At 58.5% G+C, this 15,644-nt stretch carries 13 protein-coding genes; 10 read left to right on the plus strand and 3 right to left on the minus strand.

The annotated features are described in order from the left end of the window. The first annotated feature begins 3 nt into the window (after positions 1 to 3). The 7 genes from GRX64_RS18710 (at position 4) to GRX64_RS18740 (ending at position 6,731) form a co-directional block, all read left to right on the plus strand. Positions 4 to 1,002, plus strand: a complete 999-nt coding sequence (locus GRX64_RS18710; protein ID WP_166269572.1) for an ABC transporter ATP-binding protein — start codon at positions 4 to 6, stop codon at positions 1,000 to 1,002. Next, complete coding sequence (locus tag GRX64_RS18715; protein ID WP_166269574.1) at positions 999 to 2,018, plus strand: ABC transporter ATP-binding protein; 1,020 nt, start codon at positions 999 to 1,001, stop codon at positions 2,016 to 2,018. Before GRX64_RS18710 ends, GRX64_RS18715 begins: the two co-directional genes overlap by 4 nt. A 66-nt stretch (positions 2,019 to 2,084) precedes the next feature. Then, entirely contained in the window at positions 2,085 to 2,999 is a 915-nt protein-coding gene (locus tag GRX64_RS18720) for a LysR family transcriptional regulator (protein ID WP_166269576.1), read from the plus strand. Next, positions 2,992 to 4,287 carry a Xaa-Pro dipeptidase gene (pepQ, locus tag GRX64_RS18725; RefSeq protein ID WP_166269577.1) on the plus strand — a complete coding sequence of 432 codons (1,296 nt, stop codon included), beginning with the start codon at positions 2,992 to 2,994 and terminating at the stop codon, positions 4,285 to 4,287. Before GRX64_RS18720 ends, pepQ begins: the two co-directional genes overlap by 8 nt. Positions 4,288 to 4,400: 113 nt before the next feature. Next, positions 4,401 to 4,607: a bacterioferritin-associated ferredoxin gene (locus tag GRX64_RS18730; RefSeq protein ID WP_166269579.1), complete on the plus strand. Its 207-nt coding sequence runs from the start codon at positions 4,401 to 4,403 to the stop codon at positions 4,605 to 4,607. A gap of 129 nt (positions 4,608 to 4,736) precedes the next feature. Beyond that, a complete protein-coding gene (gene bfr, locus GRX64_RS18735) occupies positions 4,737 to 5,213 on the plus strand; it encodes a bacterioferritin (protein WP_166269581.1) in 477 nt (158 codons plus the stop codon). A gap of 162 nt (positions 5,214 to 5,375) precedes the next feature. Beyond that, the gene (locus GRX64_RS18740; RefSeq protein ID WP_166269583.1) at positions 5,376 to 6,731 is read left to right on the plus strand and encodes a phosphohexomutase domain-containing protein; all 1,356 of its coding nucleotides are present in this window, start codon (positions 5,376 to 5,378) and stop codon (positions 6,729 to 6,731) included. 52 nt (positions 6,732 to 6,783) lie between these two features. On the opposite strand, the gene GRX64_RS18745 is transcribed toward GRX64_RS18740, so the two are convergent. Both GRX64_RS18745 and GRX64_RS18750 read right to left on the minus strand, forming a co-directional pair. Beyond that, positions 6,784 to 7,905 carry a phospholipase A gene (locus GRX64_RS18745; protein ID WP_166269585.1) on the minus strand — a complete coding sequence of 374 codons (1,122 nt, stop codon included), beginning with the start codon at positions 7,903 to 7,905 and terminating at the stop codon, positions 6,784 to 6,786. 13 nt (positions 7,906 to 7,918) lie between these two features. Next, positions 7,919 to 8,260 carry a hypothetical protein gene (locus GRX64_RS18750; protein ID WP_166269587.1) on the minus strand — a complete coding sequence of 114 codons (342 nt, stop codon included), beginning with the start codon at positions 8,258 to 8,260 and terminating at the stop codon, positions 7,919 to 7,921. A 201-nt stretch (positions 8,261 to 8,461) separates the two neighbouring features. Here GRX64_RS18750 and GRX64_RS18755 point away from each other — a divergent pair, with 201 nt between their 5' ends. Next, on the plus strand, positions 8,462 to 8,881 hold the full coding sequence (locus GRX64_RS18755; protein ID WP_166269588.1) for a c-type cytochrome: 420 nt from the start codon (positions 8,462 to 8,464) through the stop codon (positions 8,879 to 8,881). Between the two features lie 132 nt (positions 8,882 to 9,013). Here the strand turns inward: GRX64_RS18755 and rep are convergent, their stop codons facing one another. Then, complete coding sequence (rep, locus tag GRX64_RS18760; RefSeq protein ID WP_166269590.1) at positions 9,014 to 11,032, minus strand: DNA helicase Rep; 2,019 nt, start codon at positions 11,030 to 11,032, stop codon at positions 9,014 to 9,016. Between the two features lie 197 nt (positions 11,033 to 11,229). Here rep and GRX64_RS18765 point away from each other — a divergent pair, with 197 nt between their 5' ends. Together GRX64_RS18765 and GRX64_RS18770 are read left to right on the plus strand one after the other, a co-directional pair. Beyond that, on the plus strand, positions 11,230 to 12,966 hold the full coding sequence (locus GRX64_RS18765) for an EAL domain-containing response regulator (protein ID WP_166269592.1): 1,737 nt from the start codon (positions 11,230 to 11,232) through the stop codon (positions 12,964 to 12,966). A 266-nt stretch (positions 12,967 to 13,232) separates the two neighbouring features. Beyond that, positions 13,233 to 15,569 carry a Tex family protein gene (locus GRX64_RS18770; protein WP_166269594.1) on the plus strand — a complete coding sequence of 779 codons (2,337 nt, stop codon included), beginning with the start codon at positions 13,233 to 13,235 and terminating at the stop codon, positions 15,567 to 15,569. Positions 15,570 to 15,644 lie beyond the last annotated feature (75 nt).

Raw genomic sequence — 15,644 nt, forward strand, 5'->3', positions numbered from 1 at the left:
ACCATGGCACTGCTCGAAGTTAACAATCTGGACGTGCGTTTTGCGGTGCGTGGTGGCGATCTCCAGGCGCTGCAATCCATCAGTTTTTCGCTGGACAAGGGCGAACGCCTTGGCCTGGTGGGCGAGTCGGGGGCCGGTAAATCGGTGGCGGCGTTTTCCATCCTGAAGCTGATTGCCCAGCCCGGTTACATCGCCGGCGGTGAGGTGCTGTTTGAGGGACGTAACCTGTCGGCCATGAGTGAACGGGAACTGCGGCAAATTCGTGGCAATCGCATTGCGATGATTTTCCAGGACCCGATGATGACGCTGAATCCGGTGCTCACGGTGGGCACCCAAATGGTGGAAGCCCTCAAGGCGCACCGCAGAATCAGTACCCGGGCCGCTCGGGATATTGCCCTTAAAAAGTTGCAGAAGGTGTCCATTCCATCGCCGGATAAGCGTCTGGACCAGTATCCCCATGAACTGTCGGGTGGTATGCGCCAGCGCGTGATTATTGCCATTGCGTTGTTGCTGGATCCGGACATTATCATCGCCGACGAGCCAACCACGGCTCTGGATGTCACCATTCAGGCCGAGATCATGGCGCTGCTGCTGGCGCTGTGTGAGCAGGATAACGTTGCGCTGATGTTGATTACCCACGATTTGGGGTTGGTGTCGCAGGTCACGCAGCGCATGTTGGTGATGTACTCGGGCCGGATCATCGAGCAGGGCCCGACCAAGGAAATCATCAACGATGCCCAGCACCCCTACACCCAGGGCCTGATCAATGCGTTGCCGCAAATGGGCGAGCCCGGCCGGCGGCTTTACCAGATTCCCGGTTCCATGCCGTCCCTGAGCCGCATCCCGCCCGGGTGTCCGTTCCATCCGCGCTGTCCCTTTGTCACCGATGAGTGTCGCCAAACCATGCCTGAGTATGTGCAGTCCGGGAATGTCGATGTCGCCTGCTACGAAGTCAGCAAGTTGATCGAACAAGAAAACCGGGCGCCGGAGGTGACGCCATGACCGTCCAGTCAGCGCCGTTGGTTGATATTCGGCAGCTTGAGAAACGGTTCGATCTGTCCGGCAGTTTTCTCGAACAGCTGCAGTTCCGCAACGGTCGGTTTACCCGGCACCAGGAATACGTTCACGCCATCAATGGTGTCGATCTTCAGGTCCATCGAGGCGAGGCGCTTTGTGTGGTGGGCGAATCCGGCTGTGGTAAATCGACCGTGGCCCGCACCATCATGGGGTTGTTGACGCCCTCCGGCGGCGAAGTCCATTACGATGGCGAGCGCATTGACCAGCTCAATGGCCGCGAGGTGCTGCCCTACCGGCGCAAGATGCAGATGATCTTCCAGAACCCCTACGCGTCGCTTAATCCGCGCATGACAATTCAGCAGACGCTGGAAGAGCCGGTGTGCTTCCATCACCCGGCTTGGTCCAAAGCGGAAGTGCGGGACCAGGTGCAGGACGTGATGCAGTCCGTTGGCATCGATCCGGACTGGGGGGTGCGATACGCCCACGAATTTTCCGGCGGACAACGCCAGCGGATCTCCATTGCGCGGGCACTGGCGGTGGACCCGGAGTTCATCGTCGCGGATGAGCCGATTTCAGCGCTGGACGTCTCGATTCAGGCCCAGGTACTGAATTTGTTGATGGACGCACAGGAATCGAGAGGGTTAACCTACCTTTTTATCACCCATGATCTGGCGGTGGTGGAGCATTTCGGCACCCGGGTGGCGGTCATGTATCTGGGCACGGTGTGTGAGTTGGCCGACACCAAGACGCTGTTTGCCAGCCCTCGCCATCCCTATACCCAGGCGTTGTTGTCGGCGATCCCCCGGCTGGAAGACGATCGGCCCAATCACATCCGGTTGCACGGAGAAGTCTCGACCCCGGTGAATTTGCCGTCGGGCTGTGTGTTCCATGAGCGCTGTCCCTACGCCAATGAGCGCTGTAAGCAGGAGGTGCCCCGGCTGATTGGCAGCGACACCGGCGGCCAGGTGGCCTGTCATGCGGTCCAGGAAGGTCGGCTATAGTGCGGTGTGGGTCTATCAAAGTGTGCGCTCGATCCCCTGTCAGCAGCCACCAGGCATGAGGTAGGAATGGAAGTACGTTGGTTGGAAGATTTTGTCGCGTTGGCGCGAACGCGTCATTTTTCGCGTGCAGCGGAACTTCAGCATGTCAGTCAGCCAACCTTCAGCCGTCGCATCAAGTTGCTGGAAGATGCGATGGGGACCACCCTGATCGACCGGCAAACACTGCCGTTGTCCCTGACACCTGCCGGCGAGGTGTTCCTCGACATGTGCGAGCGCATCACCCGGGACGTTCGCGACACCCGTGATCATATTGCGTCGCTGGAGGCGGAGGCCACAGCGCGCATCAGTGTGGGCGCGACCCAGGGCCTGCTGTCACATTTCTATGCCGACTGGGCCACAGAGGCGGCCGTAAGCGATCATCTGACCCTGAACCTGAAAGCCACCAACTGGGTCGGTGAAGACTTCCTGACCGCCCTGGACAATGGCGATTGCGATCTGGTGCTGTGCTATTGGCATCGTGACCTGCCGTGGCACAGCCGGTTGGATGAGGAGCGTTATCAGTGGCTCAAGCTGGCGGATGAACAGCTGATCCCATTCAGCGTGGGCCGGGAGGACGGCAGCCCCCGATTTGCGCTGCCGGGCAGTCACGAGCAGCCCGTGCCGGTGATTGACTACCACGCGAGGGGCTTTATGGCCTCCGCCATTATCGCCCACCTGGGCCGCACCCAGCCGCAGGCGCAGCTGCGGTCCCTGAACGAAAACAGCCAGTCTGCCAGCGTCAAGGCCCTGGTGAAGCAGGGCTTTGGCCTCGGGTGGCTGCCCAGTCGCATGAGTGAGAAGAGTGCCCAGTTTGGTCGCCTGGTGCGCGCCGGTGACGAGCGCTGGGAGGTGCCCATTGAAATACGTCTGATGCGACTGCGCGATACTCGCTCGGACGACATTTTGAACCTCTGGAACCGATTGGACGCCCAATATGCCTGACCCTAGTTTGCTGCAAGCGCAGCTCAGCCACCTGCAGACACTCCAGGCGCGTTATGATCATATCCTGGAGGCGCACGGTTACGACGCTGTATTGATCAGCTCCGGTGCAGCCCCCCTGCGTTACGCCGATGACCAGAGCCACCACCACCAGGGTTTCGGGCCTTTCCTGCACTGGACCGGGTTGGTCGGCATTGAACACAGCTGGCTGCTGGTGCGGGCCGGGTATAAGCCACAGCTCTGGTTGCACACGCCGGTGGATTTCTGGCACGCCTCGCCATCATTGCCCACCGAGCCCTGGGCGGCGGTGATGGCATTGCACACCTGCGAACAGACCGACGCACCAGTGGTGTCCGGCGTTGGCCGTTTGGCGGTGGTGGGCGACCCTGCGCAAGTGCACAAGGTGCCGGGAGACCAGAACCCTGTGGCTTTGGTGCAAGCGCTGGACGCCGCCCGGGTTCATAAGACCCACTATGAGCTGGCCTGCATCGACCATGCGAACGCAGCTGCGGCCCCGGGCCACCTGGCGGCGCGTGAGGCGTTTTTGGCCGGCGGCAGTGAGTTTGAAATCAGCCTGGCGTATCAACGTGCCACCGGCCAACGGGAAGCGGATGCGCCATACCACAGCATCATTGGACTCAATCACCATGCCGGTACGCTGCATTACCAGCACTACGAAGTGCCGCCCCCCAGTGTATCGCGAAGCCTGTTAATTGACGCCGGTTACCGCTACCGGGGTTACTGTTCCGATATTACCCGAACGACGGCGGCGCCTGGGGAAGGGCATTTCCAGGCCCTGATTGACGGCGTGCAGCAGCTGCAGCGGCGGCTTTGTGATGCGGTGGCGCCCGGCGTGGCTTACGCCGATCTGCACGACAAGGCGCATCAGGGGCTCGCCGCCTTGCTGACCGCGAGCGGATTGGTGACCGGGCTGGAGGACGATGCGGTGGTGGCTGAAGGTATCTCCCGAGCCTTCTTCCCCCATGGGTTGGGGCATTTGCTGGGCATACAGGTGCACGACGTTGCGGGTAAACCCTACCCGTCGCCGGAGCACGCGCCTTTTCTTCGGCTGACCCACACGCTGGAGCCGGGCATGGTGCTGACCATTGAGCCGGGGTTGTATTTTATTCCGTCGTTGCTCGAGCCTCTGATGGCGGGGCCTTTGAAAGGGCATATCAATGCCGCGTTGATTGAGGCGTTGCAAGGGTGTGGGGGTATTCGGATTGAAGACAACGTGGCCGTTACCAATACCGGGGCGCGGAACCTGACCCGCGCGCATCTGCCGGCCTAGGCCTGCGCGGTGTCAAGGTGGGGTATTGCACAAAAAAACAGCGTACCCCTTGAAATTCTGCATGCGAATGACAATAATTATCACTAGCTTTTATTCAGCCAGTGAGATCTCGTATGTACGTGTGCCTTTGCCAGGGTGTAACTGATCGCCAAATCCGGGAAGCCGCCTCCAACGGTTGCAACTCCATGCGCCAGCTCGGCAAAGACATGGGGGTGGGTCGTCAGTGTGGCCGGTGTGCCCGTACGGCACGGGAAATTTTGCGGGAATCCCAGACGCCGGATTACCTCAATCTGGCTAATTTGCTCGCTCAACCCGCCTGACGCTGCATGATTGACCGCCACTTTCCCCATTTTGAAGGCGCGGCACCCAACGACACCGTGTAAGGTTTTTTATTGCCGCCAATCGGGCTATCCTCGCAGATCAAGACGAAGCGAAAGGAAGTCCCGATCATGAAAGGCGATAAAAAAGTCCTCCAGTATTTGAACAAAGTCCTCGCAAACGAATTGACTGCAATCAACCAGTATTTTTTGCATTCGCGTATGTACAAAGACTGGGGCATTAGCCGTCTGGCGGCCAAAGAGTACGAAGAATCCATTGATGAAATGAAACATGCCGATCAACTGATCGAACGCATCCTGTTTCTCGAGGGCCTGCCTAACTTGCAGGACCTGAACAAATTGTTGATTGGTGAAAACGTTAAAGAAATGGTCGAGTGCGATCTCAAGCTTGAGCTCATTGCCCACAAAGATCTCAAAGACGCCGTAACTTACTGCGAAGAAGTGAAAGATTTCACCAGTCGTGAGCTGTTTCGCAGCATTCTGGACAGTGAAGAAGAGCATATCGACTGGCTGGAAACCCAACTGGCCATGATCGAGCGCATGGGGCTTGAGAACTACATCCAGCTGCAATCCTCCGCCGCCGAGTAAGCGCTGTCGGGTCGGCGATTGTCGACCCGCCGCTATGCCCATTCTAGTGCGACGCCCCGGGGTGGCAGCTCTGCTGCACCGGTGTGAGTCCGGGTGGCCTTGATGATGAACCGGCTATACCTGTGATGACGGGGCCGTTCTGGCCTTATAAAGGAGAATGCAATGGATCTGTCCTGTTTTAAAGCCTATGACTTGCGAGGCCGTGTGCCGGACCAGCTCAACCCCGGACTTGCCGAACGAATTGGCCGGGCCTATGTGGAAATTACCGGCGCCCGCAAGGTCATCGTCGGCTACGACATTCGCCTCTCCAGCCCCGACATTGCCACGGCCCTGACTGCCGGCTTAATGGCTGCCGGCGCCGATGTGTTTGATATCGGGCTGTGCGGCACCGAACAGGTTTATTTCGCCACCAGCCACTACAAAATGGACGGCGGCATTATGGTGACGGCCAGCCACAACCCGCGCGATCATAACGGGATGAAAATGGTCGGGCCGGAGTCCCGCCCCATCAGTTCGGACAATGGCCTCAATGCCATCCGTGATCGCGTGCTGGAGCCGTTTACGGATGCACCGGTGCCCGGTCGCTCAGAGGCACTGGCGGTAGAGACAGCCTATATCGATCACTTGTTGGGCTACATTGACGCCCGCACCCTCAAGCCGCTGAAGATTGTGGTTAATGCCGGTAACGGTGGCGCCGGGTTGGTGGTGGATGCCTTGGAGCCGCACCTGCCGTTTGACTATGTGCGCCTGCACCATCAGCCCGATGGCCACTTCCCGAACGGGGTGCCCAATCCAATCCTGGAGGAGAACCGTGCGGTGACGGCAGAGGCGGTGGTCGCCGAACAGGCCGCAATGGGGATTGCCTGGGATGGCGACTATGACCGCTGTTTCTTCTTTGACGAAAATGGCCGTTTTATTGAAGGCTATTACATTGTGGGGCTGCTGGCGGATCAGTTCCTTCGCAAGGCCGGTGGCGGCAGGATAATCCACGACCCAAGACTGATCTGGAACACCCAGGACCTGGTGGAGGCCGCCGGGGGAGTGGCCGTCGAGAGCAAGACCGGCCATGCTTTTATCAAACAGCGGATGCGTGACGAGGACGCACTGTACGGCGGCGAAATGAGTGCCCACCATTACTTCCGTGATTTCGCGTACTGCGACAGCGGCATGATTCCCTGGCTACTGGTGGCGGAGCGGTTGTGCCAGTCGGGCCAGACACTGTCCTCCCTGATCGATGCTCGGATCGAGGCTTATCCCGCCAGCGGCGAGATCAATCGTACCATTGATAATCCCGCCAAAGTGATAGCCGCCATCGAGGCATCTTATGGCCCGGCCGCGCTGTCCGTGAGTCACGTGGACGGCTTGAGTGTTGCGTTTGAGCACTGGCGATTTAACCTGCGGATGTCGAACACCGAGCCGGTGGTTCGCCTGAATGTGGAAGCCCGGGCCGATATCCCGTTGATGAAGGCTAAAACCGCTGAGTTGCTGGCAGAAATGGAGCGTCTGAACACGCCGTAGGTGGCAGTCTGTGACCGAAGGGCCGTTGCCGTGGCGGCCCTCGGTTCCTGCCTCACAGCCAGTCGTTGAGCATGATCCCGATACCGATCCGGTGAATGCGCTCGTTGTAGTCGATCAGGCTCTCGCCGTAACCGTTAAAATACTGGACATAGCCTTTCAATGATCCGCCCATGGGGAAGCTGTAACCGAGTTGAATGGATGTTTTGTTATCCTTTGCCCTCAGATTATTGCGCAGTTTGAGTGACAGGGTGCGCTCCTGATCCCATTTGTACACGGCCCAATAGTCGGCATAGCCGGCGAACTCCTCAATATCCGGGTTATCGTCTTCACCGTCGGGAATACGTAGCCAGGGCGACACCATAAACAGCCAGCGGTCATAGCTGTACACTGCGTTGCCGACGATGCGGTTCCAGCTCCGGGACTTGGGTTCCGACTGGCCGTTGGATTGATGATCAATGGCAACGGAAACCACGTTCAGGGTACCGGGGCCGATGTCGTAATCGGCCTGATAGCGCAGGAATATCTCGGGTTCATAATTGGTCTCCCGGAATGGCGCGGAGTTGTCGGTGTCATAGACTTGCCAGAACGACAACTGGGTGTAGCCGAACCAGAGGGTTGTGCGGTTGTCGAGCCAGCCGGTGAAAAGAGGGACTTTAAAGCTGATCTGGTATTTCACCTCTTTCTTGTCCAGCGAATCGTCGTAACCGGTCTCGCCCAGCCTGGGGCTGAATGGATTCTGATTGGGGTTGGGTGTCCAGGTCAGCGGCATAATGTACATAGGGCGATGGGAAACGAAACTGCCCGAAAATGAAAACAGCGCCTTTTCGGCGGCAACGTAGCGATTGACCAGGTTCTTCATCACACCTCGGTCGCCGTCCTCATCGCCATTCCCATTGCCGGCATTGCTGGCGCCGTCACTCAGGGTTTCTTCGCTTGTTGTTGGCGTCACCCCCATGCGCTTGGTCGCTTCACGTTTTTCGGGTGTCGGCGTGGTGCCGGCGTTTTCGAGGCTGGTTTTTTCGTCGTAGCAGGCGAGTCGTGTGATCCCGTCTTTGATCAGTGCGCAGTCTTCAACGGCCAGGTCATCAAAGTTCTGTATTTTGTCCTGACCCCACACCGTGAGCGATAGCAGACTCAGTGCGGTTACCTGAACGAATTGTTTGAATGAGGTCATGGAGGGTCCAGTGTTAGCCGATGCTGAGCCAGGTGCGGGCTATGCCGAACACCCAAACGCCCAGCAGGGTCAGTGTCAGGAGTGCAAAAACGACTTTGTGGCGTGTTTCACGGTTGGCCTGTGCCGCAGCAACCCAACGCAGGTACATCAAGCCAATAAAGCTGACAAACACCAGCAAGCTTGCCAACGCCGGAATCGCCAGCCAGGCGGTGTTGAGGCGGGTGCCATCATTGGCAATATTGCCCAGCAGGGCCATAGACCCCACCAGCACCGCCAACGCAATAAACTCGGTGAGTAGTAAGGGCGTTCGCCACGGGTGGCGGGGCGAATTATCGGTCGGGCGGTGCTCAGGCATGGCTTACTCCAGGTTATGCAGGCATTATAGTAACGGTTTCGGTGGGTTAGAGTTACCCCAATGGTTTCGAATTAATCCTGATGCAATGTTTTTTATCGGAAAAACCGGTGTAAATCGGCCCTTTGGTTTTTTTGGCCTGCGCCAGTCGCTATACTGCGGCAATCGATTTTATAACGCTCTTATGCGAGGTGCACTGTGAAGATGATGAAAGTCCTGGCTATGGTTCTGCTTGGTTTCGGTTTGACGGCAGGCGCGGTAATGGCAAGTGTGGAAGATCAGATCCGATCACGCATTGAGCCGGTGGGCACTGTCTGTGTCGACGGTGAAGACTGCGGCGATATTGTCACGGCTGCGGCGCCGGCTGCGGCCAGCAGTGGTCCGCGCTCGGGTGAAGAGGTGTACTCGGCGGTGTGTCAGTCCTGTCACGCCAATGGTGTGGCCGGCGCTCCGATTGTGGGTGATAAAGATGCCTGGTCGGCACGGGTAGACCAGGGACTCGAAACCCTGGTCAGTCACGCCATCAACGGTATCAACGCCATGCCTGCCAAAGGCGGGTGTGCCAGTTGCCCGGATGAAGAGATTGCCAATGCGGTTGAGCACATGGTCGAGCAGGTCCAGTAACGGACCTGGCATGGCCAAACAAAAAAGCCAGCACAGGGAGGCTGGCTTTTTTGTGGCTGTCAGCCTGTGACCGCAGACTGGCGCTGAAAGATCGTCGGCCCCGACCTTTGCCAAGGCCCCGGGTATTGGCGTTTAAACGCCCAGGTCACCGAGCAGAGCGCTGAGAGTAGCCTTGCCTTTTTGGGTGTTGGCTTCTGCGTCCAGGTCGCCCATCCCCTCCCACTTCAGGTCCTCGTCCGGCAGTTCATCCAGGAAGCGGCTGGGAATGGTCTCCAGCTTCTCGCCATACTGCTTGCGGGTGCCGGCAAAGGTCAGCGTCAGTGTCTCCCGGGCCCGGGTGATGCCGACGTACATCAGGCGACGTTCTTCCTCGATATTGCCTTCTTCGATACTGCTGCGGTGGGGCAGGATTTCTTCCTCCAGGCCCATGATGAAGACGTGGGGAAACTCCAGGCCCTTGGATGCGTGCAGCGTGAGCAATTGCACCTTGTCGCTGTCGTCCTCTTCTTCACGCTGCTCCATCAGGTCCCGGAGAATCAGTTTGCTGATCGCATCTTCAATGCCCAGTTCGTCAGCCGTGCCTTTGCCGTCATCCAGCATGCGCTGAATGGAGTCTACCAAATACCAGATGTTTTCCATGCGGCGCTCGGCCTGTTTCGGTGAGCCCGCGTGCTGGTGCAGCCACTCTTCATACTCAATATCGGTAAACAGTTGCTTGACGACCGGGATGGGGTCTTCCTGATGCAGTCGCTGGCAGGTGTGGTCGACCCAGTGTGCAAAACGCCGAAGCCGATCGAGGCCCTTTTCAGTGACGTGGGCTTCTGCCCCCATGTCACCCAGTGAGCGAAACAGGCTGACATCCCGCGCCCGGGCATAGTGGCTCAGTTGCTCCAGCGTGCGGGGGCCGATTTCCCGGCGAGGCACATTGACCACTCGGAGGAATGCGGCATTGTCGTCGGGATTGACCAGCAGTCTCAGGTACGCCATGGCGTCCTTGATTTCATTGCGGGCGAAAAACGACTGACCGCCCGAGATCCGATAGGGAATCTGATACGCCTGCAACTTCAGTTCCAGCAATCGGGCCTGATGATTGCCGCGGTAGAGCACAGCGAAATCCCGAAACTCCAGCCCCTTTTTAAGCTTACGGTCCAGAATTTCGGTAGCGACCCGTTCCGATTCGGCATCTTCGTTGCGACAACGGATGGCCCGAATCTCGTCGCCAATGGTGTGGTTGCTCCAAAGCGCTTTCTCGAAGACGTGGGGGTTGTTGGCGATCACTGTGTTTGCGCTGCGCAGAATACGGCCGGTCGAGCGATAGTTCTGCTCCAGCTTGATGATTTTCAGACTCGGGAAGTCGTCTTTCAGTTGTGCCAGATTTTCCGGCCGGGCACCTCGCCAGGCATAGATGGACTGGTCGTCGTCACCGACGACGGTAAAAGCGGCACGACCGGCGACGATTAATTTGACCAGCTCGTACTGGCACAGGTTGGTGTCCTGATACTCATCCACCAACAGGTAGCGGATTTTCCGTTGCCATTTTTGCAGTACGTCAGGCTGGCGGCGAAACAGTTGTACGGGTAGCAGGATCAGGTCATCAAAATCAACCGCGTTGTAGGCCTTCAGGTATTCGGTGTATCGGCTGTAAATCAGGGCAATGCGCTGTTCCCGCTCATCGGCTGCCTTGCTGAGCGCTTCGGAGGGCCCCCGCATGGCGTTTTTCCACGACGAGATGGTCATCTGGACGTCCGACAGTTCGTCGCCGGCATCAGCGCTGGCCTCGCGCATCATCAGATCTTGCAGCAGCGCCTTGGCATCTTCGGCATCAAAGATCGAGAAGCCCGGGTGGTAGCCCAGGTGGGGGTGTTCTTCGCGAATGATATTGAGCCCGAGGTTGTGAAACGTGGAAACCGTCAGTCCGCGCGCCAGTTTTTTGTCCACCAGCCGACCGACCCGCTCTTTCATTTCACGGGCGGCCTTGTTGGTAAACGTCAAAGCGGCGATGTGACGGCCCGGAATGCCAACCTGTTCGATCAGGTAGGCCATTTTGCGGGTAATCACGCTGGTTTTGCCGCTGCCAGCGCCGGCAAGCACCAGCAAGGGTCCTTCCACGTATCGCACGGCTTCACGCTGACGGGGGTTGAGTTGGGTCACAAATGGCCTGTTATTAACGTCCGGGTTGGCTATTCTACATGAGTGAGCTTTTCTGTACCTTGTCTAACCTTCAGCTATCCTTCATTGACGGCGCCAGGAAATGGCAGTCACCCGAGTCTATTGCAAGCGGACCGGGTGCATCCGGCCCGACGTTGAACAAATGCTTACAGACTCCGAAAGGATGCGGGTTGTCAGCCATGACTGAAATGATGGATCTCATGAGCCGTAGCAGTGTCCGGATACTGATTCTGACGCCTGAACACACTGACTTTCTGTGGTACGGCGCCCTGTTGCGCAGCAGTTTTGAAATACTGCCCGATTTGACGTGGTGCCCCGATCTGGTCGATTGCGATGACCTGATCCGCAACGCCCGGTTTGATGTGATTATTTGGGATTGCATACTGCACGGTGGCTCCGAAGTGGCCTTTCTGCAATACCTGAGCGTTTCCGGCGATGACAAGCCCATCGTCGCGCTGAGTTCCGAGCCGGAGGACACTCGCGCGCCCGAGTTGCTGATCAACGGGGCGGCGGACTATCTCAGGAAAGGCGCACTGGACCGGTGGTCTCTGGCCCGTGCCGTCCGCTGCGTGTGGTATGCCCAGCAAATGTCGGACTCGGCCACGGGGCAGCTGGGGCTGGAGGTGGCCAGCGGCTTCATTAATCGCGATCTGTTCTTCGATCGCCTGCTTCAGGCCTTAATGCGCGCCGAGCGCAGCGAGACCAGGCTGGCGTTGCTGCACATCAATCTGGACGATTTTCGCTCCGTCAATGAGAGCCTTGGGTATCAGATGGGTGACCAGCTGATGCTGAAACTGGCTGACCGAATTCGCCAGGGTTTGCGGCGAGTGGATTCGCTGATGCGCATCGGCGGCGATGAATTCGCAATTATCATCGAGAAAGTCGAAGATTCCCTTGATGTTACCCAGATCATACGCAAGGTGGTCAACCTGCTGGGCGATGCGGTTGTCCTTAACGGGCACCGGATCGCGGTCAGCGCCAGTCTCGGGGTGGCGACCTACCCTGAGGCCGGAGATACGCCGGAGACGCTGCTGCGCCGGGCCAATCGGGCGATGTTTGAGGCCAAGCGCGATGCCGGCACCAGCTACCGGTTTTACAATCAGCAGTTGCACATCACCGCGGGGCGGCAACTCAAGCTGGAAGCCGACCTTCGCAACGCCCTCCGGGGCAACGAGCTGGAGCTTTATTACCAACCTCGCATCGATTTGGTCACCGAAGAAGTCCGGGGTGTTGAATGCCTGCTGCGCTGGAATCATCCCGATGGCACGCTGGTCCCGCCCGATGAATTTATCCCCGCCGCCGAGCGCAGCGGCCTGATCGTGCCCATTGGCTACTGGGTGATCGAACAGGCCTGCCACCGGTTGCGGGACGCCGCGTTATTGGGTTACCCCGGCCTGGTGTTTGCAGTCAACCTGTCGTTCCGGCAGTTCCACGACCGGAAGATGACCGAGACCATATTCCGCATCATCTACAACGCCAACGTCGACACCAGTTTGCTAGAGCTTGAGCTGACGGAGAGCGCCATGATGCACGACCCGGATTACGCCCAGCGTTGTCTGCGGGAATTAAACCAGCTTGGTATCAGTTTTGCCCTGGACGATTTCGGCACCGGCTTTTCATCGCTCAGCAACCTGCAGCACCTGCCTATCGCGCTGGTAAAAATCGACAAATCCTTCGTGCAGGAACTGGGCCTCTCACGGGATGCGGAGCACATCATCCGCGCCATCATTAGCCTTGCCCACAGCCTTCAGATGAGTGTGGTGGCCGAGGGTGTTGAAACCGAGGGGCAACTTGAATTTCTGCGTCAGCAGCAGTGCGATGAAGTCCAGGGGTATTATTACGCCCGCCCCATGCCCTGGAATGATCTGGTGGAATTCCTCGCCTCCCGCAACCGCCTCGCTTGCCTGCAGCAATAAGCCGCTGTACCTTTGCGCTTTGGCTTTTTCAGGAAGCGCGTATCAAGACGCCCCTGGGAGGTCTCTGAACAACTCCTTGCGCTCTCTGGCGCAACACCAAGGCGCGGCCTGGAGTGCCCGTCTTTGGCGTGGCGCCGGTTGCAAAGGGCGGGTGGTCATTGGCCGCCCGCCGCGCCCCGACCCTGGACGCTTCTGGCCGGGCAGAGAACGCAAGGAGTTGTTCTGAGGCTGCCCAGCTTCCTTAACCGCGTTACAAATGAGGTTGCATGAACAGTATTTCCAATCGTATTGCGGATGAACTGGGTGTTCGGGAGCAACAGGTCGTAGCGACCGTTGCGATGCTGGACGAAGGCGCAACGGTGCCGTTTATCGCCCGTTACCGGAAGGAAGTGACGGGGTCCCTGGATGATAGCCAGTTGCGAACCCTGGAAGAACGCCTGCGGTATTTACGCGAGTTGGAAGACCGGCGAGCAACGATTCTCAAAAGCATCGAAGAGCAAGGCAAGCTCACCGACGAATTGCGGGCCTCCATCGAGCAGGCCGAGGCTAAAAACCGGCTGGAAGACCTGTACCTGCCCTACAAGCCAAAGCGCCGGACCAAAGCCCAAATTGCCCGGGAGGCGGGTCTTGAGCCTCTGGCCAATACGCTCTTTGATGACCCGGATCAGAACCCCGAGTCACTGGCGGCCGATTTTCTGAATGAAGACGCTGGCATTACGGACGTCAAAGCCGCGCTCGACGGCGCACGGGCCATTTTGATGGAGCGCTTTGCCGAAGATGCCGAGCTGCTGGGCCGGTTGCGTGACTTTATCTGGCAGGAAGGCCAGCTCAAGGTCTCCGTTCTTGAAGGCAAAGAGACCGAAGGCGCCAAGTTCCGCGATTACTTTGACCATGTCGAGCCACTGAAAAAGGTGCCGTCTCACCGTGCACTTGCCATCCTGCGGGGCCGCAACGAGGGCATCCTCGGGTATACCCTGGTGGTGGGGGATGGCGAAGACGATCGCCGCCAACCGCATCCTGCCGAGCAGCGCATCGCCGCCCGTTGGCAAATCAGGGACGCGGGTCGTCCTGCGGATCGCTGGCTGGCGGAAGTTGTGCGCTGGACCTGGCGGGTAAAGCTGTCAACTCAGATCGAGACCGATCTGATGGGGCAGGTGCGCGAAGCGGCGGAAACCGAGGCCATTAATGTCTTTGCCGCCAACCTGAAAGATTTGCTGCTGTTGGCGCCCGCCGGCCCTCGTCCGACGCTGGGCCTTGATCCGGGACTGCGCACCGGTGTGAAAGTTGCGATCATTGATGGCACCGGCCAGGTGGCCGGCCACGGCGCTATTTTCCCACACGCACCCAAAAACCAGTGGGATGGGTCCATTGAACAGTTGGCCAAATGGGCCCGGCAATACCAGATCGAGTTGGTGGCGATCGGCAACGGTACCGCTTCGAGAGAGACTGAGAAGCTGGTGGCGGACCTGATTAAGCGTTATCCGGAACTGAACCTGGCCCGCATTGTGGTTAGTGAGTCCGGTGCGTCAATCTATTCCGCGTCCGAATTCGCTTCCAAGGAGCTGCCCGACCTTGACGTGACCATCCGTGGTGCCGTGTCCATTGCCCGCCGGCTGCAGGATCCGCTGGCGGAAATGGTCAAAATTGAACCAAAGTCGATTGGCGTGGGTCAATATCAACACGACGTGTCCCAGGTGCAACTCGCCCGCAGTCTTGATGCGGTGGTGGAGGACTGTGTAAACGGGGTGGGTGTCGATCTCAATACGGCCTCCATTCCTCTGCTGGCAAGGGTGGCGGGTTTGAATCAGACCATTGCCGAAAATATCGTGGACTTCCGCAACCGCAACGGCGTGTTTCGCAGTCGCAAGCAACTGCTTGATGTGGCGCGCCTGGGAGCACGGACGTTTGAACAGGCCGCCGGCTTCCTGCGCATTGCCGATGGTGAGAACCCCCTCGACCGCTCATCGGTGCATCCGGAAGCCTATGGTGTCGTTAAGGCTATCGCTGACAAGAGCGGGCGGGATGTGGCCCAGATTGTCGGTGACTCGGCCTTTTTGCGAACCTTAAATGCTCAGGATTTTGTCAGTGAGCGGTTTGGCTTGCCGACCATTAAAGATATTCTGGCGGAACTTGAAAAACCGGGCCGCGACCCCAGACCTGAATTCCGGTTCGCCAGTTTTCAGGAGGGCGTCGAAACGCTCAAGGATCTGGAGCCGGGCATGGTCCTGGAAGGAACCGTCACCAATGTGACGAACTTCGGCGCCTTTGTGGACGTTGGGGTGCACCAGGACGGTCTGGTCCACATATCGGCCTTGTCCCATGAATTCATCAAAGATCCTCGTGAAGTGGTCAAAGCCGGTGATATCGTTAAAGTCAAAGTAATGGATGTGGACATCCCCCGTAAGCGCATCGCGCTGTCGATGCGCATGGACGATCAGCCTGGCGGGGCGGGAGCAAAAAGCAGTCGGCCGGCGACCCAGTCGGCCGCGTCCAAGCCGGCGCCACGCTCGACGCAGTCCGGCCGGGGCGAAAAAGCACCCCCGGGTGCGATGGCCGGTGCCCTGGCGCAGGCGATGGCGTCAGCCAGGAAAGGTAAGTCATAACGCGTCTGTGACCGTTTTGGCTTCGATACAGAACCACCGGGTAACCTAACGGCACAGCCCAACTCGGCATAACAG

The sequence above is a fragment of the Marinobacter caseinilyticus genome (assembly GCF_011074955.1).
GTDB classification, from domain to species: Bacteria; Pseudomonadota; Gammaproteobacteria; order Pseudomonadales; family Oleiphilaceae; genus Marinobacter; species Marinobacter caseinilyticus.

Coding starts and splice junctions, on each gene's coding strand:
- GRX64_RS18710 (WP_166269572.1), top strand. CDS start 4: ATGGCACTGCTCGAAGTTAACAATCTGGACGTGCGTTTTGCGGTGCGT.
- GRX64_RS18755 (WP_166269588.1), top strand. CDS start 8,462: ATGATGAAAGTCCTGGCTATGGTTCTGCTTGGTTTCGGTTTGACGGCA.
- GRX64_RS18745 (WP_166269585.1), bottom strand. CDS start 7,905: ATGACCTCATTCAAACAATTCGTTCAGGTAACCGCACTGAGTCTGCTA.
- GRX64_RS18770 (WP_166269594.1), top strand. CDS start 13,233: ATGAACAGTATTTCCAATCGTATTGCGGATGAACTGGGTGTTCGGGAG.
- GRX64_RS18740 (WP_166269583.1), top strand. CDS start 5,376: ATGGATCTGTCCTGTTTTAAAGCCTATGACTTGCGAGGCCGTGTGCCG.
- GRX64_RS18730 (WP_166269579.1), top strand. CDS start 4,401: ATGTACGTGTGCCTTTGCCAGGGTGTAACTGATCGCCAAATCCGGGAA.
- GRX64_RS18750 (WP_166269587.1), bottom strand. CDS start 8,260: ATGCCTGAGCACCGCCCGACCGATAATTCGCCCCGCCACCCGTGGCGA.
- bfr (WP_166269581.1), top strand. CDS start 4,737: ATGAAAGGCGATAAAAAAGTCCTCCAGTATTTGAACAAAGTCCTCGCA.
- GRX64_RS18715 (WP_166269574.1), top strand. CDS start 999: ATGACCGTCCAGTCAGCGCCGTTGGTTGATATTCGGCAGCTTGAGAAA.
- GRX64_RS18720 (WP_166269576.1), top strand. CDS start 2,085: ATGGAAGTACGTTGGTTGGAAGATTTTGTCGCGTTGGCGCGAACGCGT.
- pepQ (WP_166269577.1), top strand. CDS start 2,992: ATGCCTGACCCTAGTTTGCTGCAAGCGCAGCTCAGCCACCTGCAGACA.
- GRX64_RS18765 (WP_166269592.1), top strand. CDS start 11,230: ATGACTGAAATGATGGATCTCATGAGCCGTAGCAGTGTCCGGATACTG.